Source organism: Mitsuaria sp. MSU3D (assembly GCF_056867975.1).
Window position 1 is genome coordinate 5,893,152 of the sequence record NZ_CP200314.1, and the last position, 21,813, is coordinate 5,914,964.

A 21,813-nucleotide genomic window follows, 5' to 3' on the forward strand; every position below is an offset into this window, starting at 1 on the left:
GGGCGCACCGCGTCGTTGCAAATCCTCGCCATAGCTGGGCTATGGCTGCGGTTTGCGCCTAGCGGTGCATCCCAAATCGGGGCCACGGGGAGTCATGCCTGACGCGGGGCGCGCACCGCGTCCATCGGGGTCGGACTGTGTTTTGCCCCGATTTGGTTCGACCGTCGGCTTTCAGGGAGAAAAAACATGCCAACGTTGTCCAACTTCAATATCGGCACGCGGCTGGCCGCCGCATTTGCCGTTGTCATTGCCTTGCTGCTTTTGGTGCTGGCCGTCGCCGTCTCGGTGCTCAACCGCACCAGCGGGACGATGGACCGGGTGGTCGAGGACCGCTATGGGCAGATCGCCCTGAGCGACGACATCAAGAATGTCGGCGACCAGGGCGTGATCGTGATCGGGCGCCTGCTGATGGCCACCGATCCCGCCCAGGCCAAGCGCTACATGGACGATTACGCCGCCGTGCGCGCGGCCAACACCGAGAACTTCGCGAAGTTCGAGAAGATGCTCAACACCGACGAGGCGAAGGCCATCTTCGCCGAGCAGTCGGAGGCCCGGAAGGTCTACGGTGCCGCGGTACGCAAGCTCTTCGACCTGATCGCCGCCGGCGAGCGCGACCAGGCCATGGCCATCTACCAGGGCGACATGGCGCAGTCGCAGGTGCGCTACTACGCGCTGATCGACAAGATGGTCGACTACCAGACCAAGGCCATGGCCGACGACGTGGTCAAGGCCAAGGAGGACGCGCGGCGTTCCAAGCTGTGGATGACGCTGGTCGCCGCGGTCGCGGTGGTGCTGGGCGTGCTGACGGCGATCAGCATCACGCGCTCGATCACGCACCGCATCCACGGGGCCATCCAGCTGGCCGAGGACGTCGCCAAGGGCGACCTCACGCTGCGTCCGATGCCGCAGAGCACGGACGAGATCGGCCGGCTCATCGGCGCGCTGCAGCACATGGTGCGCAGCCTGCATCGCATCGTCTCGGAGGTCCGGCAGGGCGCCGACACCATCTCCGCCGCGGCGAAGGAGGTTGCGCAGGGCAACGCCGATCTCTCGGCGCGCACCGAGGCGCAGGCCAGCGCGCTGCAGCAGACCGCCTCCGCGATGGAACAGCTGACCGCGGCGATCCGCATGAGCGCCGACAACGCCGACCAGGCCAATGCCCGCGCCGCGACGGCGTCGGAGGTCGCCAGCGCCGGCGGCAAGGCGGTCGGCGAGGTGGTCGCGACGATGAGCGCCATCTCCGCGTCCTCGCATCGCATCGGCGAGATCATCGGCACGATCGACGGCATCGCCTTCCAGACCAACATCCTGGCGCTGAACGCGGCCGTCGAGGCGGCGCGTGCCGGCGAGCACGGCCGCGGTTTCGCCGTGGTGGCCTCGGAGGTGCGGGCGCTGGCGCAGCGCTCGGCCAGCGCGGCCAAGGAGATCAAGTCGCTGATCGTCGAATCGACCGAGCAGGTCGGGGCCGGCGGCCGGCTGGTCGAACAGGCCGGCGAAACGATGACCCAGGTCGTCTCGGGCATCCGGCAGGTCAGCGGCGTCGTCGCCGAGATCAGCGCCTCCAGTCGCGAGCAGAGCATGGGCATCGAGCAGGTCAATGCGGCCATCATGCAGATGGACGACACCACGCAGAAGAACGCCGCGATGGTCGAGCAGAGCACCGCCTCGGCCAAGGCGCTGCAGGACGAGGCCACGCATCTGAACAACGCGGTGCGGGCTTTCGTGTTGTAGCGCGGCCCAGGTCGACAGGCGGCGCAGAACCGCCTGCGACGCCGTCATCGCCCACATCGCCGTTTTCGTCCGCGGCACTGTCATCGCCGCGTTTGTATCCGTCGCATCACCAGGGAGCGACTCATGAACGACAGGATCCAACCGGGCGCGGCAGCGCCGACGTCCGCTTCGCCCGACCCCTCCGGCGCGCGCTGGCGGCCCGAGGTGCTCGCCTTCATCGACGCGCATCGCCGTGACGGTCATCGCAGTGCGCGACTGGATCCGCTGGGCGTTTCGCGCCCCGCCGATCCGTCGCTGCTCGACCCGCAGCGCTTCGGGCTGCAGCCCGGCGACTGGCTGTCGCCGGCCGGCACGCCGCTGTGGAACGCCCGCACCGTCGGCGATCTCGACCGCACGCTGAAGGCGATCTACTGCGGCGGACTGGCGCTCGATGCCAGCGCGGTGCGCGACGCGTCGCGGCGCGACTGGCTCCATCACGCGATGGAGTCCGCGCCCCCGGGGGCGGGCGGCGCCGCGGAGCGGCTGGCGCTGCTGGACCGGCTGATCCGCGCGCAGGGCTGGGAAGAGCACGTCGCGCAGGCCTTCCCGCACGCGAAGCGTTTCTCCCTGGAAGGCAACGAGACGCTGATCCCGTTGCTGGACGCGCTCTGCGAGGAGGCCGCGGGCCACGGCGTGCGGCGCATCTTCCTCGGCATGCCGCATCGGGGCCGCGTCAACGTGCTGGTCAACCTGATGGGCTTCCCGCCGGCGCGCGTGCTGGACTTCTTCGACCCGAAGTCGCCGCATCCCGAGCTGCACACCGATCTCATCTACCACCTCGGCGGCGAACGCGAGCTCGACACGCCGCAGGGCCGGCTGACGCTGACGCTCGCGCACAACCCGTCGCATCTGCAGAGCGTGCATCCGGTGCTCACGGGCCTGGCCCGTGCGTGCCAGGACGCGCTCGGCCGCGAGCGCGCGGACCAGGACGGCCGCCGGCTCGTGCTGCCGCTGATGCTGCACGGCGACGCGGCCTTCGCGGGGCAGGGCGTCGTGATGGAGACGCTGATGCTGGGCGGCAAGCCGGGCTACACCGTCGGCGGCACGGTGCACGTGATCATCAACAACCAGGTCGGCTTCACCGAGCCCAACCCGATGAGCGCCTGGCCGGCGCAGTACTGCACCGACGTCACGCGCATGGTCGACGCGCCGGTCCTGCGCGTGAACGCCGACGAGCCCGAGCAGGCCCTGCGTGCCGCGGCGATCGCGCTGGCCTGGCGGGCGCGTTTCGGCTCCGACATCGTCATCGACCTGATCGGCTACCGCCGCCTCGGCCACTCGGAGAGCGACGTCCCGTCGCTGACGCGGCCGCGCATCCACGCGCTGACGCAGACGCATCCGACGATCGTCGAGCGCTACGCCGCCGCGCTGCGCGCCGACCGCGTCCTGCCGCCGGACACCGACATGGCCTCGCACGTCACGCACAGCCGCGTGCGCGCGCACCAGGCGTTCTCCGATCCGGTGATCCCGGCGCAGGACGAATCGCCGTCCCCGCTGCGCCGCCCGGGCGAGGTGCCCCGCTTGGACCTGGCCGGGCTGCAGGCGCTGGTCGATCCGATGACGCGGCTGCCCGACGGCTTCGAGCCGCACGCGATGGTGCGCACGCTCACGGACCACTGGCGCCGGATGGCGGGGCTCACCGAGCCGCCGCTGCGCGCGGACTGGTGCTTCGCCGAGAACCTCGCCTACGCGACGATCCTGCAAGGCGGCCTCAACGTGCGCATCTCCGGCATGGACGTGCGGCGCGGCACCTTCCTGCATCGACAGGCGGTGTGGACCTCGCAGACGACCATGCTGACGGGGGCAGTGGGTGAGGGCGCTCCGACAGAGTTCGTGCCGCTGAGACAGATCGGTGCCAACAACGGTCACGGCAACGGTCATGGCGGCGCACACGGCGCGGGGCATGGCGAACGGCCAGGCGCGGGTCCTGGCGACCCGTCGCGGGGGCGCTTCGACATCTTCAACTCACCGCTGTCCGAGGAGGCGGTGCTCGGTTTCGAGTACGGCTACAGCGTCGGGGCGACGCGCACGCTGACCGTGTGGGAGGCGCAGTTCGGCGACTTCGTCAACGGCGCGCAGGTCTTCGTCGACCAGTACATCAGCTCGGGCGAGGAGAAGTGGGGCGACACCTCCTCGCTGGCCATCCTGCTGCCGCACGGCAACGAGGGCATCGGGCCCGATCACTCGAGCGGCTACCTGAGCCGCTTCCTGCAACTGTGCGGCGAGGACAACCTGCGCGTGGCCTGTCCGTCGACGGCCGCGCAATGGTTCCACCTGCTGCGCCGGCAGGCGTTCGACACGCTGCGCAAGCCGCTGGTCGTGATGTCGCCCAAGGGCACGCTGTATCACGAGAAGGCGTCGCACGCGGAGATCGCGGACCTGACGGGCGGCAGCTTCCAGCCGGTCATCGACGATGCGACGGTCGAGCGCGCGGAGCAGATCGAACGTCTCCTGCTGTGCAGCGGCAAGGTCCATTACGACCTGGATCGTGGCCGTCGGTCGGTGGCGCGCGCGGATCTGGCGCTGGCCCGCATCGAACAGTTCTATCCGTTCCCGGCGGACGAGCTGACGGCGCTGTTTGCGCGTTATCCGGCCCTCGTCGAGATCACCTGGGTGCAGGAGGAGCATCGTCAGCAGGGCGCGTGGAGCTTCATCCGCGAGCAGATGGATGCGGTCTTGCCGCAGCATGTGCAGCTGCGCTGCGTGGCGCGCCGTGCGAACGGCTCTGGCGCCACCTCTTCCCACACGATCCACCAGCTGGAGCAGGTGGAGCTGGTCGCGCGCGCCCTGGGTGAAGCCTGACCGGTCCATCTCTCGCAGTCAGAAAGTCCCAAGGCCCATGGTCAGCGAGTGCGGGTGGGGCCGGAATGACGCTGGGGGTTCCCGGAGGGATGCCCCCTGCGTCGTGGAGTGCCCGCGCCAGGCCTGCCGGCGTCGAGCGGCCTCCCCTACTGCCCCAACGAGTCCGTCCGCCTCCGGCTCGACGAGCTCCCTCGTCCTTGAGCCTGCGGCCGCCCGAGCTGGATGATTTCGATCGCATGGCAGGCCGCCTCGGTGGCGTAGTTGAGCGCCTCGTTCTCGGTCGCCCAGGCGGAGTCGGTCGCCGGGTGGACGACGTCGTCCACGCCGGCGGCGGACGTCGTCTGATCGTCCCGGGTCTCGAGCCTGTCTCCGAAGGCGTCGTTGGCTGCCGCGGCATTGGGCAGGCCTTGATCCGCCAGGCCGGGATCGGGCGCGTCGCTCCGACGCCGGCCGGTATCCAGCAGTTGGTAGTGGCCGACGAAGGCCCCGCCGGGTGCGGGTGTCGATTCGACGCGGTAGGTGACGCCGCGGTACTGTCCGTCGCGTTGCATGCGGGTTCTCCCCTGGTCTGCGATGTTGCGAAAGCGGCAATTCCCACGCCCGGCGGAGCGGCACTATGTCGCGGTCATGAAGGACGCGTCCGCGATCCGGCGGACGGCACCCGTGTCATGACGGACGGCGTCCGGCGGTGCTTCGCAGTTGTGACAACATCCATGACTTCAGTCCTGATTTCGACCGCCGATCTTGGATGCCCTGCTCGCTCGCCTGACGTCGACCGTCCCCGTCGCCCGCAACCTGGAACAGCTGACCCGCCCGCTGCTGGACATGCTGGGCACGGTCACCGGCCTGGAGTCGACCTACCTCACCACGATCGATCTGCGTGCTGGGGAGCAGCATGTGCTGCTGGCCCGCAACGCCGGCACGATGACCATCCCGGAGGGGCTCACCGTCTCCTGGTCGGACACCTTGTGCAAGCGCGCGCTCGACGCCGGCCGCATGGCCACGAGCGACGTGGCGGCGTGCTGGGGCGACTCCGACGCCGCGCGCCAGCTCGGCATCCAGACTTACGTGAGCGCGCCGATCCGTGACGACGGCGGCGAGCTGCTCGGCACGCTGTGCGCGGCCAGCGCGGACCGTCGCACGATCGGTCCCGAGGCGCAGTCGCTGCTGCGGCTGTTCTCGTCGCTGGTGAGCCAGTTCCTGCAGCGTGAGCGGCTGGTGGCCGACCTGCGCGCGGCCAACGAGCAACTGGCGACCTACGCCCTGACCGATGTGCTGACCGGACTGCCGAACCGCCGCGCGCTGTTCGACGAACTGCAGCGCGAGCTGCAGCGCGCCACCCGCGACGGCACCTGCGTGCTGCTGGGGTGCATCGACCTGGACGGCTTCAAGTCGGTCAACGACCAGCTCGGCCACCATCGCGGCGACCTGTTCCTGCGCGAGATCGCCCAGCGACTGTCGCTGGAGCTGCGCGGCTCCGACATGCTGGCGCGGGTGGGCGGGGACGAATTCATCGTCGTCGGTCCCGGCGTGAGCCTGGGCGGCCTGCCGCGTTCGCAAGGACCGCTCGTGGATCGCGGCGAGCCGGCGCAGGCCGCGCGCACGCTGGAGCAGCGCGCCGCGCTCGCGAGCGTGGGGCGCTTCGACCTCGACGGCCACGCGCTGCAGTACGCGGGCGCCAGCGTCGGCGTCGTCGCGCTCGATCCGGCGGGGCTCAGCGTCGAGCAGGCGCTGCACCTGGCCGACCAGCGCATGTACGACGTCAAGCGGGCTCGCCGCCGGACCATCGACCTGCCGGCGGTCATGCAGGCGGCGGACTGATCCGCCGCGGCGCCTTCGCGACGGCCCCGATCAGCGCGGGCGCGCGAGCAGCACCTTCTCGATGAGCAGGTCGACGTCCACCGGTTTGGCCAGGTGGTCGTCGAAGCCCGCGGCGATGGCTGCGTCGCGATCCTGCAGCGTGGCCAGTCCCGTCAGCGCCACGGCAAACAGCGGCGACGCGGTGCCGAGCGCACGCTCCCGCGCCCGCAGCCGGCGCACCAGCGAATACCCGTCCGCGCCGGGCATGGCCACGTCGCTGATCAGCACGTGCGGCGGATGCTCGGACGCCGCCGCGACCTGCTCCCATCCCTGCTCGACCGAGCCCGCCGCGCGCACCTCGGCGCCGGCCAGCTCCAGCAGATGCCGCAGCGCGTCCAGCGCATGCGGATCGTCGTCGACCAGCAGCACGCGCAGGCCGCCGAGATCGGCGTCGACGCTCTCGCGCGGCGTCGTCTCGGGCGTGTCCGAGACCAGCTCCACCGCCGGGAAGCGCACCGTCAGACGCGTGCCGCGGCCTTCGCCGTCGCTGTGCGCCGTCACCGTGCCGCCGTGCGCCAGCACCAGGTGGCGCACGATGGACAGTCCCAGGCCGAGGCCGCCGTACTCGCGCGTGCGGCTGATGTCGGCCTGCGTGAAGCGGTCGAACAGCCGGGGCAGCAATTCGACCGCGACGCCGATGCCCGTGTCGACGACGGCCAGCTCGATCGTCGGCCCGATGCGGCTCAGCGACACGGTGATCCGTCCGTCGCGCGGCGTGAATTTCAACGCGTTGCCGACGAGGTTGGCCACGATCTGCTGCATCCGGCGCTGGTCGCCATGGATGCGATGCGGCTGCTGCAGGCCGGTGCCGCTCAGCGTCAGGCCCTTGACCTCGGCGGCCGGCTGCAGCCCGTCGACGACCGCGCGCACGCAGGCCGAGAGGTCGAGCGGGCGCATCTCCAGCGTCAAGTGGCCGGACGCGATGCGCGACACGTCGAGCAGGTCGTCGATCAGCTGCGCCTGCGCCTGGCAATGCTTGAGGATGGTGGCGATCGCGCGTGTCGCGGTCGCCTCGCCGAGCGTGCCGCGTTCCTGCGACTGCTTCAGCACCGAGGCCCAGCCGGAGATCACGTTCAGCGGCGCGCGCAGTTCGTGCGAGACCATGCCGAGGAAGTCGTCCTTGGCCGTGTTGGCGCGCTCCGCGTCGTCGCGCGCATGCTGCGCCGATTCCAGCGCGCAGCGCAGTTCGTGGATGTCCTGGAAGGCGATCACCGCGCCGTCGATGCGCTCGTCGGCGGTGCGGTAGGCCCGCACGTTGATCAGCCACCAGCGGCCCTCGGTGTCCTGGTGTTCGTGTTCGACCGGTGCCAGGCCTTGCACGGCGGCCTGCACCAGCTGCTCCAGCTGGCCGACGGCGAAGCGCGAGGTGACGTTGACGACCGGCTGCCCGATCGCCTGGCCCAGCGCCGCGGGATCGAGCCCGAACAGCTGCGCCACCTGCGGCGAGGCATGCCGCAGCCGCAGCTGGCGGTCCAGCACCACGACCGGCAGCGGGATGCCCTCGACGAGGTTGCTCAGATCGTCGTTGGCGAGATCCAGCTCGTCGTTGCGCGACTTGAGTTCCTCGTTCAGCGAGAGCAGCTCCTGGTTGGCCGATTCGAGCTCCTGCTTCGCGCTCTGCAGCTCCTCGTTGGCGCTCTGCAATTCCTCGTTGGTGCTGAGCATCTCCTCGTTGGCGGTGCGCAGTTCCTCGTTGGCCGATTCGAATTCGACGACCAGCGTGCGCAGCTGCGCCTGGGTCGCCTCGAGTTCGTCGGACAGCGTCGTCACGGTGCGCTCGAGCTCGTCGACGCGCGCGCGGGCGCCGCTGGGCGAGAACGGCGGCGTGGACAGCGCCGACGTGGTCTCGGCGGCGGGTTCGTCCGGCTGGGGCGCCAAGGTGACCAGGAAATGCTGCGACGCCTCTCCCGCTTCGAGCGGCAGGACCTCGAGCACGTAGCGGCGATCGTTGAAGGCGACGCGCTCGCGCCGGACCGGCTGCCCGGTGCGCTTGGCCTCGACCAGCGCCGTGCGCACGGGCACGTTGAGCGACGCGTCCAGCAGGCGCGGCAGCGCGAGCGTGGCCTCGCCGCTGGCCGGCGCGATGAAGGCGGAGACGTCGCCGCGGAACTGCACCACGTCGCCGCCCTGGCTGACGACGAAGCCCGGCGGCACGTAGCGCGCGAGGGCGACACGGTTGGCGGCCTCGCTGACCAAGTCCGGCGGCGGCGCCTGCGGCACGCGCGGCGCGTTGCCGTCGCTGGCCCAGGGGCGCAGCGCATCGATCGGGAACAGCGGCCGGTGGCGGCGCGAGTTCGGCAGCTTGCGGTACAGGTGCGGCGCGCCGGCGTGCTCGAAACCGTCGGCGACCGAGGCCGCCTCGGCCCGGCCCAGCAGCATGAAGCCGTCGTTGCGGCAGGCGTAGTGCAGCACCTCGAAGACATGCTGCTGCGCCTCCTTGCGCAAATAGATCAGCATGTTGCGGCAGCTGATCAGGCCCATGCCGGAGAACGGCGCATGCGTGAGCAGGTTGTGCCGCGCGAAGACGCACATCTCGCGCAGGTCCTTGGCCACGAGGTAGCCGCCGGAGCTCGGCACGAAGGCGGTGTCTCGGAACGGCTGCGGCACGTTCTCCAGCCCGGCGGCGGTGTAGCGGCCGCCGCGGGCGGTCTCGATCGAGGCCTCGTTCAGGTCGGTGCCGAAGATCTGCACGCGGCGGTGGATGCCCTCGGAGATCATCGCCTCCTTGAGCAGCATGGCGATCGTGTAGACCTCCTCGCCGGTCGAGCAGGCGGGCACCCAGATGCGGATCGGGTCGTGACGCAGCGCCAGCAGCTTGGGCAGCACGACCTGGCGCAGCACGTTGACGAACTCCGCGTCGCGGAAGAACGCGGTCACGCCGATCAGCACGTCGTCGCGCAGCGCGGCGGCCTCGTAGGGGTCGGTGCGCAGGAACTGCAGGTAGGCGCCGACGTCGCGGTCCTTCTGCAGCAGCACGCGCCGCAGGAAGCGGCGGCGCAGGTTGACGTCCTTGACGTAGCCGAGGTTGACGCCGGCCTTCTGCTGGACGATCGCCAGCGCGGTCTCCAGCGCGTCGACGTCCTGCGCGACGCCGGCGGAGCCGGGCAGGTCGCTCTCGTGGTGCGGCTGGCCGAAGCGGCGCATCAGCGCCGCGGGGATGTCCTCCGGGGGCAGGACCTCGTCGACCAGGCCGGTGTCGATCGCGGCGACCGGCATGCCGTCGTGCGCCGCGGTGTTGGGCGCCTGCGCGAGCACGAAGCCGCCGGTGGCCTTCAGGTCGACGATGCCGGCCGCACCGTCCTGGCCGGTGCCCGACAGGATGACGACCGCGCCGTCCAGGTCGGGGTCCTGCGCCAGCGAGGCCAGGAAGGCGTCGATCGGCAGGTGCAGCCCGGGCGTGCGGCGGGTGAGGCGGAAATGGCCGTCCAGCGCCATGACGCCGACGTTCTCCGGCATCACGAAGACGCGGCCGTGCTCGACCTTGGTGAAGTGCTCGAGGCGCTCCACCGGGAGCGTGCTGCGGTCGCGCAGGACCTCGGGCAGCCGGGTCTCCTCGTTGGGGTCCAGGTGCGTGATGACCAGCACCGCGAAGCCCGGTTCGTTCGGTAGCGCACCGAGCACGGTGCCGAGCGCATCGATGCTGCCCGCCGATCCGCCGAGCACCACCACCCGCAAGGGTTGTCGCTCCTCTGTGTCCACCCAGGATCCCGTTGTCGTGATTGAAAAGCTGCGGCGCAGTCTACCCCCGCCCGATGACCGCCCCGGCGCGGGGACTCTGGCGCCGGGGGCGCGGTGTGAAGGGGATACTGCGGCGCTTGCGCCTCCACCCGCCGTCCACTTCGCCGCCGCCATCATGTCTCCGTCGATGTCCACCACGCCCTGGCAACACACGCATGTCTTCGACGAGGGCAATCCGCTTGCCGCCCGCAACACGCGCTGGGCGGTGCTGCTGACGGTCCTGATGATGGTCGCGGAGATCGCCGGCGGCTACGTCTTCAACTCGATGGCGCTGCTGGCCGACGGCTGGCACATGAGCTCGCACGCGGTGGCGTTGGGCGTGTCGCTGCTGGCCTACGGCGCCGCGCGGCGCTGGGCCAGGGACGGGCGCTTCGCCTTCGGCACCTGGAAGATCGAGATCCTCGGCGGCTACAGCAGCGCGCTGCTGCTGGTCGGCGTCGCGGGGTTGATGCTGTGGCAATCGGTCGAGCGGCTGATCGCGCCGACGCCCATCCACTACGACGAGGCGATCGCGGTCGCGGCGGTCGGTCTGGCGGTGAACCTTGCCTGCGCCTGGCTGCTGCGCGGCGAGCACCACCATCACGGGCACGACCACGGGCATGACCACGCTCATGGTCATGCGCACGGACACGGACACGGCCATGGGCACGGCGACCCGCACGACCACGCGCCGGGGCAGGGCCATGACGACCTCAACCTCCGCGCCGCCTACATGCATGTGCTGGCCGACGCGGCGACCTCGGTGCTGGCGATCGTGGCCCTGCTGGGCGGCCGGCTGTGGGGCGCGGACTGGCTCGATCCGGTGATGGGCATCGCGGGCGCGGTGCTGGTGGCGGTCTGGGCGCGCGGGCTGCTGCGCGACACCGGCCGCGTGCTGCTGGACGCCGAGATGGACGCGCCGGTCGTCGACGAGATCCGCGAGGTCATCGCCGCCGCGCCGTGGCCGGCGGCGATCGCCGACCTGCACGTCTGGCGCGTCGGTCGCGCGCAGTACGCCTGCATCGTCTCGCTGGTCACCGACAGCCCCGACGCGCGGCCGGACGAGGTGCGCCGGATGCTGTCCGTCCACGAGGAACTTGTTCACGTCACCGTCGAGATCAACCGCCCCGATCGGGCGACTGTCTGATCCGCGCCGCGGCGCTCGCCGGACACCCGCCGGCGCGCCGCCACAATCGCGGCCCATGAAAACCAACTACCTCCTCGCCGCCATCCTGGTCAGCAGCCTGATCGGCGCCTTCGTGGCCAACCGTTCGATGAAGACCGCCTGTGCGGTGGTCTCCGGCGCGATCGCGCTGTATGCGCTGCTCCGGCAGGTGATCTGACGGCCCGCGCTGACGATCAATTCCGATCAGTTCCATCAGATCGAAATGATCGATCTGATGAGGTGGCGAAGCCGCTTCACGCGCCGTTGATGGGCTCCTCGGGCCGGCCGACCGCCTGGCCGTCCCCCACTGCCTTTCGTCACACCCCCTCCGGCATCCCCCCGAGTCCACCCTATGGTGGGATGGCACTTGGGCCGACCCCCGCTGATAGTGGGAACTCGTCAGGAGAGGACCATGCGACAACGCTTCGCGCCACCCGCCGGAGAACCCGGCCACCCCTTCACTTCGGCCATGCAGCGCATCCTGCGGCAGACTGAGGTGTTGCTGCAGCGGCGCATCCCCTTCAGCCCGTCCGGCTGGCCCATCGAAGAACCGCCTGCGCTGGAAGGCCTGGAGGTCACCGAGTCCACCTGGGACGAATGGACCGAGGCGATGGCGCATCAAAGCCGGGGCGCGTGACCTGACCCTTTTCGCCCACCCGGCGCGCTGATCGCCCAGGTCGGTGCCGCTCTCGCGCGGACTTGAGCCGGCAAAGCGGCGAAGACACCTCCCAGTTGATCTCCCTCGGTGACGCAGTTCACCGAGTCCGCGACGACCGCTGAGTTCGTCGCGCTCATTGCGGCATGCCGGGAGGTGGCCGCGGCGAAGAATCCGTTCACCCCAACGAACGAGAGCGCTTCGCCATGCACGTCAAGCCCAACGCTTCCCCGTCGCCCGCAGCCCACGTCGGCGCCCCGGCGTCCGCAGGCCCGGCCAAGGGCGCCAAGTCCGGCGCGCCCGATTTCACCAAGATGCTGAATGACGCGAAGGCGGGTGCGCCGGCTTCCGCGGCGACAGCACCGATGGCGGCCGCACCGGCTGCTGCCGCCACGTCGACCGCCGCTCCCGCCACGCTGTCGCTCGACACGGCCTCGCTGGCCGCGCGCGGCTGATCGTCGCCGGGAGCCTCCCTTGAGCAGCGTGCCCCTCCTGTCCAGCCTGGTCGCCCTGGCGACGTCCTCCGACGGCTCGCACGAGAGCGGCCGCACCGCCGCGTCGGGCGGCTCGTCGGGATCGTCGCGAGGCGGCGGCCCCAGCGTGACGCTGGGGCCCGTGCTCGGCGTGACGGCGACCATCAGCGCCAAGGGCCTGCAGGCGCTGGCGAACGACGCGGTGGATGCCGTCGAGACGGTCGCCGATGTCGTCACCGACACGGTCGGCGATGTCGCCGGCGGCGTCGGCAACGTGCTTGGCAATGTCGTCGGCTACGGCGTGATGGCCGCGCTCGGCGGCGGCGCCGTGCTCGATGAACTGGTGTGAGGGTCGGGTCATGCGCATTCGACCGGAACCGTCGTCGCGCCGCTTCGTCCGACCCGTTGCCGGCCTGGCGCTCATTGCGCTGACGGGCCTCGGGGGTTGCAGCGCGCTGAGTCCGGTGCCCGCCTGGGAACTGCTCAAGGGCGCCGGCACCGCGACCTCGACGGCCCTCGCGACCGCCGCGCCGGCCAAGGCCAGCAATACCGTCCATCACGGCGACGCGCCGGTGCGCACGCTGTGCATCGAGTTCAACCGCAACGCGCCGCTGGAGGACCTGGTCCCGGCGATGCAGGCGGAACTGAAGGGGCAGGGCGTGGACAGCCGCGTGTACGAGCCCGGCACCGGCCTGCAGCAATGCGGCGTGTGGCTGCGCTACGTCGCGACGATCGAATGGGGCGTGCCGCCGATGGCCAGCGGCTATCGCGCCAATCTCAGCGCCGCGTCGCTGAGCCTGCACCAGGCGGACGGGACCTTGCTGTCGAGCAGCAGCTACGTCGCCGAGGAGAACTTCGGCCTGGCCCGTTGGGCCGGGACGCGCAACAAGATCGCGCCCGTCGTGAAGGCGCTGATCACCGGCTTCCAGAGCTGAGGGAGAGGGATGTGATGTCGACGAATGAATCCCGCCGCGCGACCGCGCCGGCGATTGTTCCGGCGATTGCTCCGGCGGTTGCTCCGGCGGTTGCTCCCGCCATGGCGCCGGCGCGGGCGATGCTCGTGTTCGCCGCCTTCGGCGCGCTGGGCGGGTGTGCCGGCACGTCGCCGACGGTGGCCGGTCCGATGATGGTCACGCCGCCGCAGGCGCCGATGTACATCGAGCGGCCCAACAACGGCGCGATCTACCAGCCGGGCATGTCGCCGACCTCGCTGTTCTCGGGCGACAAGCGCCCAAGCGCGATCGGCGACACGATGAAGGTGGACATCCAGGAGACGCTGAAGGCCAGCCAGAAGCAGACGACCGACACGAACCGCGACAACAAGCTGGCGGTGCGCGGGCCGGGCGGCCAGAGCAAGATCGGCGCGGTGGAGCGGCTGCTCAACATCGACGCGACGGCCGCGGGCAGCGATTCGTTCAAGGGCTCGGGCACGACGGAGACGGACAACAGCTTCGTCACGACGGTGGCGGTGAGCGTCATCAACGTGCTGCCCAACGGCAACCTGCTGGTCGCGGGCGAACGCAACGTGGGCCTGAACAAGGGCGTGAACACGCTGCGTTTCTCGGGGATCGTGAATCCGCGCGACATCCGCCCGGGCAACCTCGTGTCGTCGCGCGACGTGGTGAACGCGAGCCTGGAGAGCGTCGCGCAGGGCGACGTGTCGGAAGCCTCGTCGCGCAGCTGGCTCCAGCGCGTGCTGGCAAGGAGTCTGTCCATCTGGTGATCCGCCGACCGCTGCGCGGTCAACCGCGCTGACCGCCGCGCGGTCAACCCGCAAACCGGGCCGGCGCCACGGGGCTTATCCACCGATCGGTGTCCGCGGTCCGCTTCTATAACCCACGATTCGCCGCAATGGCTTTCGCGACAGTTCCGCATGAGCAGCGGAGGGCGGAGCCTTGTCCGGCGGACCTTATGCAGAACACATCATGAGCACGAGAGGGACGCGGACGCCGCCGCACGACGGCGCACCGGACACGACGAGCGACGACTGGCTGGCCGACGGCCAGATCCGGACGTATCGGCGCGGCCAGAAGATCATCGAGGCCGGCACGCCGCTGGCCGAGTGGATCGCGATCAGCGGCGGGGCGGCGTTCCTTGCGGCGAAGGTCGCGGCGGACACGCGCGTGGCCGTGGCGGCGCTGTGGCTGGGCGACGTGATCGGGGCGGACTCGCCGCTGGGCAAGCTGGCGGCGCGTTACGACGTGACGGCGCTGGTCGACGTGACGACGATCCACATCCCGATGCCGCGCATGAAGGACGCGAACGCGCCGGAGCGCGACGCGGCGACGGGCGAGCTGTATGCGGCGACCGCGTCGCGGTTGCAGGACCAGATCACGATGCGGCTGGCCGGCAACGGCTTCCAGCGGCTGATCAGCGTGCTGGCGACCCTGGCGGCCGCGCTGAGCAGTTCGCAGCGGGCGGGCACGGTGGGCAACAGCCTGGCGCTGCCGGTGTCGCAGGCGTGCATCGGGCAGCTGTCGGGGCTGTCGCGCCGGCAGACGTGGATCTACCTGGGTCAACTGGCCGAGCGCGGCTGGAGCCGGACCTCGCGCACGAAGGTCACGCTCGAAGGCCTGAACGCGTGGCTGAGCCTGATGAACGAAGTCGAGTCCCGCGGGCTCGACTGCATCGGGACGGTGGATCAGTGCGACATGACCTTGTCGGAACTCGCCGCCTCCAAGTCATTGCGAAGATAAACATTTTTGTTTACTCTCGTCGAGCGTCTTTGACTGATCACCGACGGATCTCCGCGAATCTCACGGACGCCCCCACGATGGGGGCGTTGTCGTTCTGATGGGGGAGAAATCGTCACAAGCGCGCTTCTGATCTTCAGACCGGAACGATGCAGGCGATCCTTCGGCAGCTCGGTTTGAAAACCAAGTGAGGTAATGATGGTGTTGAGCTTCCCCGCCCGAATCACGCCGGACGGCCCCGGCTTCATGGTCACCTTCCCCGACATCCCCGAAGCCATCACCTGCGGGGACACTTACGAGGACGCGCTCGACATGGGCGCGGACGCGTTGGCCACTGCCATGGACTTCTACTTCGAGGACAGGCGCCCGGTGCCGCAGCCGTCGAGGTTGAAGCGGGGGCAGGTCTTGATCGACTTGCCGCCGAGCATTGGCGCCAAGGTGCTTCTGCTGAACGAGATGCTCTCGCAAGGCACGCGGAGCGTCGACCTCGCGCGATTGATGAACGTTCGGCCGCAGGAGGTGAATCGCCTGACCGATCTCAAGCACCCGACGAAGATCGACACGATCGCGGTGGCCCTGCGGGCACTGGGAAAGCGGCTGGAACTCAGCCTGGCCGACGCCTGCTAGGCGCGGGATGCCGGCGAGAAGGAAATCTCCGCCGCCTTCTTCGCCTCCATCGTCGGCCCGAAGCTGTTGAGGTTGCGCAGGATCAGCGTGTGGTGGTCGATGATCTGCGGCGCCGTGAGGTCTCCGTAGGCGATCGTCGTGTGGCCGTCCTCGACCAGCGTGACATCGTAGCCCGAGCTCAGCGCCCGGCGCGTCGACGTGTCGACGCAGAAGTCGCTCTGCGCGCCACAGACGACCAGGTGCGTCACGCCCAAGCCCTTCAGCACCGCGTCCAGATCGGTCTTGTGGAACGAGTCCGGCGAGGTCTTGAACACGCGCCGGTCCTCCGGAATCACGTGCAGGCGATCATCGATCTGCCAGCCCTCGCTGCCGTGGCGCAGCGGCTCGTAACCCTCTTCCTCGTGCTGGACGAAGACCACGGGCGTGCCGCTGTCACGCGCCTGTGCGATCAGGCCGTTGATGCGACCGATCACGGCGTCGACGTCGTGGCAGGCGTATTCGCCGACGCAGAGCGCGCGTTGCAGATCGATGATGAGCAGGGCAGTCGTCATGGCGCCGGACCACGGAGTTGCGAAGCGGCCCAGCATACGCCGCGCGACGAGCGTCATCCATTCGCCATGCCCCGATCGGAACGTCATTTCGGCTGGTCTCATGTTGGTCGCATGCGAGTGAATCGTATGCGCGTGTATCTGCGGCCGACCCGCATACGCGACCTGACGAAAAGGCCTGCTCGAGGACACGTCGGAGATACCAGCGACCGCTGAAATTCGTCCCGTGCCGAATCCCGGCTCGCCGAATCTTCTCCACGGAGTCCCATGAACGCCAAGCACCACCTCCTGGCTGTCACCGCGACCGCTGCCGCCATCGCGAGCGCCTTCAGCCTCGCCCTGTTCCCCGTCGCCAGCAGCGCGCAGACCCAGGCGCCGACCGCCGTCTCCGCGCCGCGCGATGCCGCCGAAGACACCACCATCCGCCCCTTCCAGGCCGCCATTCCGGAGGCGGCGCTGGCCGACCTGCGCCAGCGCATCGCGGCGACGCGCTTCCCGGATCGCGAGACGGTCGACGACCGCTCGCAAGGCGTGCAGCTCGCAGGCTTCCAGGACCTGGTGCATTACTGGGGCACGGGCTACGACTGGCGCAAGGCCGAAGCCAAGCTGAATGCCTATCCGCAATTCGTCACCCGCATCGACGGGCTGGACATCCACTTCATCCACGTCCGCTCGAAGCATCCCGGCGCCTTGCCGCTCATCGTCACGCATGGCTGGCCGGGCTCGGTCTTCGAGCAGCTGAAGATCATCGATCCGCTGACCGACCCGACCGCGCACGGCGGCCAGGCCTCGGACGCCTTCGACATCGTCATCCCGTCGATGCCGGGCTACGGCTTCTCCGGCAAGCCGACCGGCACCGGCTGGGGCCCCGAGCGCATGGCGCGTGCGTGGGACGTGCTGATGAAGCGCCTGGGCTACACGCAGTACGTGTCGCAGGGCGGTGACTGGGGCTCGGTCGTCGCGCAGGCGCAGGGCCGTCTGGCGCCGCAAGGGCTGCTGGGCATCCACGTGAACATGCCGGCCACCGTGCCCGCGGACATCGCCGCCTCGATCAAGAGCGGCAAGCCCGCGCCGGCCAGCCTCTCCGCGAAGGAGAAGGCCGCCTACGAGTCGATGAACCGCCTGTACACGCGCGGCGGCGGCTACGCCGGGATGATGGTCACGCGCCCTCAGACGCTGGGCTACAGCCTGTCGGACTCGCCGTCCGGTCAGGCCGCGTGGATCTACGACAAGTTCGCCGACTGGACCTTCAGCGGCGGTGTGCCGGAGCGTTCGCTGTCGAGGGACGAGATGCTCGACGACATCACGCTGTACTGGCTGACCAACACCGGGACCTCGGGCTCGCAGCTCTACTGGGAGAACAACAACAACAACTTCAACGTCGTCGAGCAGCGCACGCGGGAAATCAAGGTGCCCGTCGCGGTGACCGTGTTCCCCGGCGAGATCTACCAGGCGCCGAAGTCCTGGGCGCAGAAGGCGTATCCGAAGCTGAGCTACTTCAACGAGGTGAAGAAGGGCGGCCACTTCGCGGCGTGGGAAGAGCCGCAGCTCTTCGCCGAGGAACTGCGCGCGGCGTTCCGGCCGCTGCGCTGATCGGAACGCAATCCTCAGAACTTGTAGTTCAACACCACCCGCATCGCGCGGTTGTCGCCGCGGATGTTGTTGGGCTTGTCAAGGTTGAGGTTGTCGCCGCCAAGCCGGTTGGGCGTCGCCCCCGGCTGCGGCGCACTGCCAATCCAGTCGTCGAAGCCGCCGTAGTTGTCGGCGCCGAGCACGTTCAGCACGTCCAGCCGCAGCGCGACCTGATGGATGCCGTACTTGAAGGCCTTGCCAATGCTGATGTCGACCTGACGGAAGCTCGGCGAGTCGCCTTCGACGAGGAAGCACTGCGGCGTGCCGCCGATGCAATTCGTCATGCGGCGCGGGAAGCCGCTCGCATACGTGCCCTTGGCGGAGAAGGTCAGTCCCCACGGCAGCAGCTTGTCCGTCATGAACGCGCCGACCAGGCGGTGCCTGTCCACCAGCGTGCTCGGATTCCAGCCGCGACCCGCGCGGCCGTAGGTCCAATCGAAGGTGTCGTTGCTCCACTGGAGGTTGGTCGTCTTCGCATCGCTGTAGGTGTAGGCCAGCGTCGCCGTCCAACCCGATGATTCTGAGTACGGCTTCTCCGCCTTCACGAACACGGAGTCGGTGCGCGTGCGGCCGATCGAGTCGCCCAGCACCACCTGCCCGTAGCCGTCCGGCCCGCCCCACAGCGGGTCGATCGCCGACTGCTGCGCGAAACCGCCGTTGGCGTCGCGGTTGCCGCTGAACCAGACGAACTGGTTCTTCGCCTCGACGCGGCTGAGCGCGATCTCGCCGTTCCAGGTCTTCGTGAGCGCCTGTCGCAGCCCGATGCTGAACTGGTCCGCGTACGGCATCTTCAGATCGTTGCGGATCAGCCAGATCTCGCCGCCGGGCGACTGGTTCTTCTGCAGCTCGTCGAGCGCGTGATTCGCCATCGTGCGGTCGTAGCTGCGGCCGTAGCCGCCGAAGACCACCGTGTTCCGGTTGCCGAAGATGTCGTAGGAGAACCCCACGCGTGGCGCGATCGCGTTCTTGAACGCCTTGCGGGAATTGCCGCTGCTGATGTACTGCGACACGTCGATGCCGCCCTTGGCCAGCGACTGCGCATAGGTCTGGCCCGTCGGCGGGACGATGCCGTAACGCGTCACGTCCGGCGCCATCAGCGCCGCGATGCGGTCGGCCGGTGTCGCATAAGCGTTGTTGAGCATGTTGTCCTCGTAGTCCCAGCGGACGCCGAGGTTGAGCTCCAGCTTGGACGTGAGGCTCCAGTCGTCCTGCAGGTACAGCCCCCACTGCTTGTTCTTGAAGCTGGCCACGGACGGCGCCGCCGCGCGCCGGATGTTGCACTGGTCGCTGGTGCTGCCGTTGTTGGAGACGTTGGTGCCGGTGCAGTTCGTGCCGTCCCAGTAGGGCAGTCCGGTGACGTTGTCGATCAGCACGTCGACGCCGTCGACCGAGTTGGCCGTGCCGCTGAGGTCGTAGCGCATGTCCTTGAGCTTCACGCCGCCCTTGATCACGTGGCCGTCGATGCCGGTGTAGGTCAACTCCTCGGAGACGAAGGTGCCGCGCTGCTTGCGCCGCTGCGCGTCCGGCGAGCCGCCGTCCAGGATCACGTCCTGCGAGGCCGTCAGCACTTGCGGCGATGCCGTGGACACCTTGTAGCGGACCAGCGCCGTCTCGGACGCCGACTTCGGATTCCAGAGGTAGTCCTCGTAGCCGATGCGTGCCTCGCTGAGCCAGTCGTCGCGGGACCACTCGTGCTTCAGGTCGATGCGCGTCTCGTCGTTGCGGCGCTCCTTGTCGTTGCCGGGCAGGGAGAGGTTGCGGTCCTCGGCGATGCGGTCGGTCTCGCGCCGCAGCCGCGCGCTGAGGGTCAGGCGATGCTCGTCGTTGAGCTGCGCGTCGAGCTTGCCGAAGAACAGGTCCTCGTGGAACGGATCGACCTGGCTGCCGCGTCGCGCCAGCAGCTCCGGCACGATGCCGGCATTGGGCAGCTTCTCGAAGTTCTGGCCCGCGATCTGGCGCGAGTCCTCGATCCGCTTGGCGTCGTAGGCGACGAAGAAATGCAGCTTGTCCTTGACGATCGGACCGCCGACGCTGCCGCCGTATTCGTACTTCTCGGACGACGGGCGCGCGATGCCCTGGGCCTCGCGCTCCTTCTCCAGCGAGTTCTTCGCCCGCCAGTTGGTGCCGGTGCGGTCGCCGTAGATCTCGCCGTGGAATTCGTTGGTGCCGGACTTCGTCACTGCCGTGATCGCCGCGCTGCTGACCTGGTCGAACTCGGCCTTGTAGTTCTGCGTCAGCACCTTGTATTCGGCGATCGCCGATTGCGGGAACGGATTGCCGCGCGTGTCCGACTGGCCGCTGACGCCCCCGCGCAGGATGTTGTTCTTCTGGCCCACGCCGTCGATGAAGACGTTCAGGTGGTCGAAGTCCTGCGCGCCCGATTGCACGCGGCTCAGGCCGCTGGAATCGGTCGAGAACGCGACGCCCGGCGCGAGGTCCGCCGCACTGAGGAAGTTGCGCGTGTTCTGCGGCAGCGCTTCGATCATGCGCTGCGACACGACGGTGCCGAGCTGGGAGTCCTTGACGCCCTGCCGGCTCGCGTTGCCCTCGACGGTGACCGTGCCGAGCTGGATCGCGTCCGGCGTGTTCGGCGCGGGCGCGGAGCCGAGGTCGAGCGACGCGCTCTCGCCGACGGACAGCGTGATGCGTTCGGTCTTGATCGGCGCGCCGTCGGCGGCGGCGACGCTGACGACGTACTCGCCCGGCGCCAGCCCGATCAGTGCATAACGACCGTCGGCCCGTGTGCTGGTCCGGTAGCGGGCGCCGTTGGCGCTGTTGGTGGCGGTGATCGACAGCCCGCCCGGCGGCACGCCGGCCGGCGCGGTCACGAGGCCGCGCACGGTCGCGCGACTCACCTGGGCCTGCGTGGGCGCGGCGACGCCGGCGGCGAGCGCGATGGCGACCGCCAGCGCGAGCGCTGATCGGCTGCAGGCGTGGGAGGAAGCGGTCCTCGACCGCAAAGACGGGGCGGTCATCGACCGCGCGTCATGTGGACGGTCCGGCCTTGGCGCGGCGCATCTGTTCCGCGAAGACCTGTTCCATCGCCTTCTTCTCGGGCAGCACGTACACGATGCCCCCTTGCTTGCCGAACGTCGGCCACAGCGTCTGCTCGAAGAATTTCACCGGCATGTTGATGCAGCCGAAGCTGATGCGGTTGTCCTTGGGCGTGGGCGAGGCCAGACGCTCCAGGCGACGTTCCGCGGGATTGATCGGGCGCACGCGGTGCATGGACACGGCGGCCTCGTAGTCGACCCAGAGCACGTCCTCGTGCCCGGCGTTCTTGCCGGGTTGCGCGACGAAGCGTCCGGCCGGCGTGGTGCGTTCGCCGGGACGCACCTCGGCGATGGGCCGCAGGCCGATGCCCGCGACGCTGTCGTCACCGGCGGCGTAACCCAGCAGCACCGGCGTGGTCGCCTGGAGCTTGCCGTCGGGGTTGAACACCAGCACCTGGGCCTGGCGCTTGTCGAGGATCGCGAACGGCCGTCCGTTGTGATCCCAGCCCGCCATCACCCATTGGGCGAGCTGGCGGGCCTGCTTGGAAACCTTGGTCTTGCCGAAGTCGGCCTTGCCGGTCCGCAACACTGGCGCGGGAGCGTGGACGACCGGCTGGACCGGTGCGGAAGTGGTGTGACGGGCCACGACGGGCGGAGCCGGCCGCAGCTGCTTCATGAGGAAGGTGGCCGCCGGCCAGGCCAGCAGCGCGCCGGCCAGGCCCAGCGCCAGTCCCTGTGCCGCCCATCCCGCGCGTTCCCGCAGGTGCTCCGGGATCCAGCCCGCAACCGGCCGGAACGGCTTCGGTGGCGGCGGATCGCTGAAGAAGTACCCGCTGGAGGCGCGCAGCATGGGGGGCTTTCAGGAGAGCTCAGGTCCG

18 protein-coding genes are annotated in these 21,813 nt (G+C 69.5%); 13 read left to right on the plus strand and 5 right to left on the minus strand.

What is annotated here, in order from left to right:
• The first annotated feature begins 186 nt into the window (after nucleotides 1-186).
• Together AC1VNM_RS25985 and AC1VNM_RS25990 are read left to right on the plus strand one after the other, a co-directional pair.
• Nucleotides 187-1,731, plus strand: a complete 1,545-nt coding sequence (locus tag AC1VNM_RS25985; protein WP_431101638.1) for a methyl-accepting chemotaxis protein — start codon at nucleotides 187-189, stop codon at nucleotides 1,729-1,731.
• A gap of 123 nt (nucleotides 1,732-1,854) precedes the next feature.
• Entirely contained in the window at nucleotides 1,855-4,572 is a 2,718-nt protein-coding gene (locus AC1VNM_RS25990) for a thiamine pyrophosphate-dependent enzyme (RefSeq protein WP_483108827.1), read from the plus strand.
• Between the two features lie 146 nt (nucleotides 4,573-4,718).
• Here AC1VNM_RS25990 and AC1VNM_RS25995 read toward each other — a convergent pair whose 3' ends face one another.
• On the minus strand, nucleotides 4,719-5,123 hold the full coding sequence (locus AC1VNM_RS25995) for a hypothetical protein (protein ID WP_483108828.1): 405 nt from the start codon (nucleotides 5,121-5,123) through the stop codon (nucleotides 4,719-4,721).
• Between the two features lie 193 nt (nucleotides 5,124-5,316).
• On the opposite strand from AC1VNM_RS25995, the gene AC1VNM_RS26000 reads away from it, so the two are divergent.
• On the plus strand, nucleotides 5,317-6,393 hold the full coding sequence (locus AC1VNM_RS26000) for a GGDEF domain-containing protein (RefSeq protein WP_483108829.1): 1,077 nt from the start codon (nucleotides 5,317-5,319) through the stop codon (nucleotides 6,391-6,393).
• Nucleotides 6,394-6,423: 30 nt separating this feature from the next.
• On the opposite strand, the gene AC1VNM_RS26005 is transcribed toward AC1VNM_RS26000, so the two are convergent.
• Nucleotides 6,424-10,131, minus strand: coding sequence for a CheR family methyltransferase (locus tag AC1VNM_RS26005; protein WP_483108830.1), 3,708 nt, complete (start codon nucleotides 10,129-10,131; stop codon nucleotides 6,424-6,426).
• Between the two features lie 166 nt (nucleotides 10,132-10,297).
• On the opposite strand from AC1VNM_RS26005, the gene dmeF reads away from it, so the two are divergent.
• From dmeF to AC1VNM_RS26050, 9 genes are all read left to right on the plus strand, one after another.
• On the plus strand, nucleotides 10,298-11,296 hold the full coding sequence (gene dmeF, locus AC1VNM_RS26010) for a CDF family Co(II)/Ni(II) efflux transporter DmeF (protein ID WP_483108831.1): 999 nt from the start codon (nucleotides 10,298-10,300) through the stop codon (nucleotides 11,294-11,296).
• A gap of 55 nt (nucleotides 11,297-11,351) precedes the next feature.
• The gene (locus AC1VNM_RS26015) at nucleotides 11,352-11,492 is read left to right on the plus strand and encodes a hypothetical protein (protein ID WP_157522617.1); all 141 of its coding nucleotides are present in this window, start codon (nucleotides 11,352-11,354) and stop codon (nucleotides 11,490-11,492) included.
• Nucleotides 11,493-11,726: 234 nt separating this feature from the next.
• On the plus strand, nucleotides 11,727-11,951 hold the full coding sequence (locus AC1VNM_RS26020; protein ID WP_377157715.1) for a hypothetical protein: 225 nt from the start codon (nucleotides 11,727-11,729) through the stop codon (nucleotides 11,949-11,951).
• A 224-nt stretch (nucleotides 11,952-12,175) separates the two neighbouring features.
• Complete coding sequence (locus AC1VNM_RS26025) at nucleotides 12,176-12,424, plus strand: hypothetical protein (RefSeq protein WP_483108832.1); 249 nt, start codon at nucleotides 12,176-12,178, stop codon at nucleotides 12,422-12,424.
• A 19-nt stretch (nucleotides 12,425-12,443) separates the two neighbouring features.
• Nucleotides 12,444-12,791, plus strand: a complete 348-nt coding sequence (locus AC1VNM_RS26030; RefSeq protein ID WP_483108833.1) for a hypothetical protein — start codon at nucleotides 12,444-12,446, stop codon at nucleotides 12,789-12,791.
• 10 nt (nucleotides 12,792-12,801) lie between these two features.
• Nucleotides 12,802-13,377, plus strand: a complete 576-nt coding sequence (locus AC1VNM_RS26035; RefSeq protein ID WP_483108834.1) for a cell division protein FtsI — start codon at nucleotides 12,802-12,804, stop codon at nucleotides 13,375-13,377.
• A 14-nt stretch (nucleotides 13,378-13,391) separates the two neighbouring features.
• Entirely contained in the window at nucleotides 13,392-14,165 is a 774-nt protein-coding gene (locus AC1VNM_RS26040; RefSeq protein WP_483108835.1) for a flagellar basal body L-ring protein FlgH, read from the plus strand.
• Nucleotides 14,166-14,367: 202 nt separating this feature from the next.
• Nucleotides 14,368-15,138, plus strand: coding sequence for a Crp/Fnr family transcriptional regulator (locus AC1VNM_RS26045; RefSeq protein ID WP_377157708.1), 771 nt, complete (start codon nucleotides 14,368-14,370; stop codon nucleotides 15,136-15,138).
• A 198-nt stretch (nucleotides 15,139-15,336) separates the two neighbouring features.
• A complete protein-coding gene (locus AC1VNM_RS26050) occupies nucleotides 15,337-15,762 on the plus strand; it encodes a type II toxin-antitoxin system HicB family antitoxin (protein WP_483109334.1) in 426 nt (141 codons plus the stop codon).
• Here the strand turns inward: AC1VNM_RS26050 and AC1VNM_RS26055 are convergent.
• Nucleotides 15,759-16,313: a cysteine hydrolase family protein gene (locus AC1VNM_RS26055; RefSeq protein WP_483108836.1), complete on the minus strand. Its 555-nt coding sequence runs from the start codon at nucleotides 16,311-16,313 to the stop codon at nucleotides 15,759-15,761. The genes AC1VNM_RS26050 and AC1VNM_RS26055 overlap by 4 nt on opposite strands.
• 264 nt (nucleotides 16,314-16,577) lie before the next feature.
• On the opposite strand from AC1VNM_RS26055, the gene AC1VNM_RS26060 reads away from it, so the two are divergent.
• Entirely contained in the window at nucleotides 16,578-17,903 is a 1,326-nt protein-coding gene (locus AC1VNM_RS26060) for an epoxide hydrolase family protein (protein ID WP_377157704.1), read from the plus strand.
• 14 nt (nucleotides 17,904-17,917) lie between these two features.
• On the opposite strand, the gene AC1VNM_RS26065 is transcribed toward AC1VNM_RS26060, so the two are convergent.
• Nucleotides 17,918-20,917, minus strand: coding sequence for a TonB-dependent receptor (locus tag AC1VNM_RS26065; protein WP_483108837.1), 3,000 nt, complete (start codon nucleotides 20,915-20,917; stop codon nucleotides 17,918-17,920).
• Between the two features lie 10 nt (nucleotides 20,918-20,927).
• Nucleotides 20,928-21,785: a hypothetical protein gene (locus tag AC1VNM_RS26070; protein WP_483108838.1), complete on the minus strand. Its 858-nt coding sequence runs from the start codon at nucleotides 21,783-21,785 to the stop codon at nucleotides 20,928-20,930.
• Nucleotides 21,786-21,813: the final 28 nt, after the last annotated feature.

Bases quoted from the DNA above. Each gene is read 5' to 3' on its own strand.
- dmeF (WP_483108831.1), top strand. From the start codon at position 10,298: ATGTCCACCACGCCCTGGCAACACACGCATGTCTTCGACGAGGGCAAT.
- AC1VNM_RS25995 (WP_483108828.1), bottom strand. From the start codon at position 5,123: ATGCAACGCGACGGACAGTACCGCGGCGTCACCTACCGCGTCGAATCG.
- AC1VNM_RS26055 (WP_483108836.1), bottom strand. From the start codon at position 16,313: ATGACGACTGCCCTGCTCATCATCGATCTGCAACGCGCGCTCTGCGTC.
- AC1VNM_RS26045 (WP_377157708.1), top strand. From the start codon at position 14,368: ATGAGCACGAGAGGGACGCGGACGCCGCCGCACGACGGCGCACCGGAC.
- AC1VNM_RS26065 (WP_483108837.1), bottom strand. From the start codon at position 20,917: ATGACCGCCCCGTCTTTGCGGTCGAGGACCGCTTCCTCCCACGCCTGC.
- AC1VNM_RS26060 (WP_377157704.1), top strand. From the start codon at position 16,578: ATGAACGCCAAGCACCACCTCCTGGCTGTCACCGCGACCGCTGCCGCC.
- AC1VNM_RS25985 (WP_431101638.1), top strand. From the start codon at position 187: ATGCCAACGTTGTCCAACTTCAATATCGGCACGCGGCTGGCCGCCGCA.
- AC1VNM_RS25990 (WP_483108827.1), top strand. From the start codon at position 1,855: ATGAACGACAGGATCCAACCGGGCGCGGCAGCGCCGACGTCCGCTTCG.
- AC1VNM_RS26070 (WP_483108838.1), bottom strand. From the start codon at position 21,785: ATGCTGCGCGCCTCCAGCGGGTACTTCTTCAGCGATCCGCCGCCACCG.
- AC1VNM_RS26020 (WP_377157715.1), top strand. From the start codon at position 11,727: ATGCGACAACGCTTCGCGCCACCCGCCGGAGAACCCGGCCACCCCTTC.
- AC1VNM_RS26015 (WP_157522617.1), top strand. From the start codon at position 11,352: ATGAAAACCAACTACCTCCTCGCCGCCATCCTGGTCAGCAGCCTGATC.
- AC1VNM_RS26035 (WP_483108834.1), top strand. From the start codon at position 12,802: ATGCGCATTCGACCGGAACCGTCGTCGCGCCGCTTCGTCCGACCCGTT.
- AC1VNM_RS26025 (WP_483108832.1), top strand. From the start codon at position 12,176: ATGCACGTCAAGCCCAACGCTTCCCCGTCGCCCGCAGCCCACGTCGGC.
- AC1VNM_RS26040 (WP_483108835.1), top strand. From the start codon at position 13,392: ATGTCGACGAATGAATCCCGCCGCGCGACCGCGCCGGCGATTGTTCCG.